2 protein-coding genes are annotated in these 1,955 nt (G+C 65.5%); both read right to left on the bottom strand.

Annotation, left to right across the window (positions count from 1 at the left end):
* Window positions 1–96: 96 nt before the first annotated feature.
* Window positions 97–900 (bottom strand): Crp/Fnr family transcriptional regulator, encoded by an 804-nt coding sequence (locus AC08ON_RS14345; protein ID WP_476607913.1) that lies wholly within the window; start codon window positions 898–900, stop codon window positions 97–99.
* A gap of 268 nt (window positions 901–1,168) precedes the next feature.
* Complete coding sequence (locus AC08ON_RS14340) at window positions 1,169–1,573, bottom strand: hypothetical protein (RefSeq protein WP_476607914.1); 405 nt, start codon at window positions 1,571–1,573, stop codon at window positions 1,169–1,171.
* Between the last annotated feature and the right edge of the window lie 382 nt (window positions 1,574–1,955).

Genomic DNA, 1,955 nt, shown 5'->3' with positions numbered 1-1,955 from the left:
CATTGCCATGCTGTCGGTGCCGCCATGGACCGGTGTAGAGGCCATCGCTGAATCCTTCGCGTTCGCGGGAGAGCACGGATGTCGTGCCCGTGTTCTTCAGCGTCGCGGCGGAAGAGTGACAAAAACGTCCATCGACGGACGGTTCAACGGTGGCACGGACCACATCTCGTCGGCCCACCGGCTCCCGTCAACGGAGAACCAGCGGACGACCTGGAGCCCGCCGGGCCAGACCGGCATGCTCAGCCGGTCGTGATGCCCACCTCGGCCCGCCACCGCGAGCCGTGGCCCCGGCCTCAGCACCTGTTCCTCTCGCAATGCCGCCACATGTGCGGCCACCGTGCTCCGGGCGAGCCCCAGGGACTCCGCGACGGCATCGAGCGAGAACGGCACCCGCATCGGATCGGGCAGCTCCGGTCCGGCGAGGGCGACCAGTTCCAACAGCAGGCGGGCGACCCGCTGCCGCGGCGAGAAATGCACGAGCTGATGCTGATAGGGAACCGTTTCGGACAGCTTGCTCACCACGTAGTCAGCCAGCGCTCCCTGAACACCGTGCCGCCGCAGGAAGGAGTCGAGCGTGGCGGCGGAGACCCGATGCGCCTCGCATCGATCGATCGCCTGCACCGTGGCGGTGCGTCCGGTTCCGATTCGCGCCATCTCACCGATCATGTCCCCGGGCGAACGCAGCGCCAGCAGGAGGGCCGAGCCCTCCGCGTCCACGCGCACCACCTTTACCCGGCCGGTGGTCAGCAGAAGCAGGAAATCATCTGAATCGCCCTGACGCAGCAGCACCTGCCGCGACCGGAAATGGCACCGGGAACCGCATGACAACAACGCCTGCCAGAGACGGTCGCCGAGGATAGCCTGCATTCCCCGCCGGGCAGGCCGGACAGAATCGGTCATCCCACAGAAGTATCGCGGATCGGGCCCGCATTCGGCGCCGCCACCGAGAGGATGCGGCTGAGGTGACCGACCAGCGGTCTTGTCCGATCAATCCTTTCTATCCGGTTCGTCCGGTTCGCTCTCGGCCGCGATGTACCGATGTACCGATGCGCCGCGCCGCGGATGGTCGAACTGCTGCCATCCGCGGCACGGTGCCCGGCTCCCCGTGCCATCGGCGCAGGGCCTCGTTCACCGGCCGGGCCGGGCCCCGGGTGGACGGGTTACTCGACTACTCGACGCCCTCGAAAATCCAGCCCCTGTCCTCCCTGAAGATAGGTGACAGGGCAACCAGCGGCGGGTAGATGAGCGCCGGGTGAAGTCCCAGGGTCAGTTCATTGTCCGGGACACCGATGGTGAAGGTACCCGACTGGGGACCATCAGCGATCTTCCATTCACGCGGCTCCGGGAGCACACGTACCCGCTCGAATGTGTCCGGGTCACCATCGAAGCTCACAAAAGCCCCGCCGGACGGCTTGCGGATCGTGTAGGTGTCGTCGTTGGCGCGCCGCACCTGCCACACCTGCCCGCCGCCGTTGCCGTCAGGCAGAAGGACGAGGTTGCCCCCGCCCACGTCGGTGAGGGTCTGCTGCCCGGCGATGCTGATCCGGTAGATGCCGTCGATCGCACTTGCCACGCTTGGCTCCTCTTCCGTCAAAGGAACAACTGGTCACGGTTGTAACCAGCCGCGATTGAGAATGTTGCTGCCTGCACCAGAGTCAGAAGGAAAATCTTCCCTTTGATGACATGACGAGACCCTTTTTGGCGGTTCGATGAGACAGGAAAGCCCTGCGATGGAGCACTGGACGAGCAGACCGTGGTGGCACCGGACAGCCAGGACGCTACCACCATCATGCCCGCTGGTGCCGGCGTTTCGGATCAGCGGCACACACTAAAAATGCAGATCAAGACCCGACTCGCGCCGTCCACGTATCCAACGATATCTTCGCACACCAAACCGCGCTTTGTGGCCGGACTTCGCCCTCCTGTTCCCCCCGACGTCCCACCAGCCGCGCCGG

The sequence above is a fragment of the Frankia sp. CoWAU3 genome, from assembly GCF_977971855.1.
The sequence above is the reverse complement of the archived record's forward strand: the minus strand, read 5'-3'. Positions and strand labels throughout refer to the sequence as shown.

What these genes read in the sequence shown, in the direction of transcription:
- AC08ON_RS14345 (WP_476607913.1), bottom strand. Translation starts at nt 900, where the DNA reads ATGACCGATTCTGTCCGGCCTGCCCGGCGGGGAATGCAGGCTATCCTC.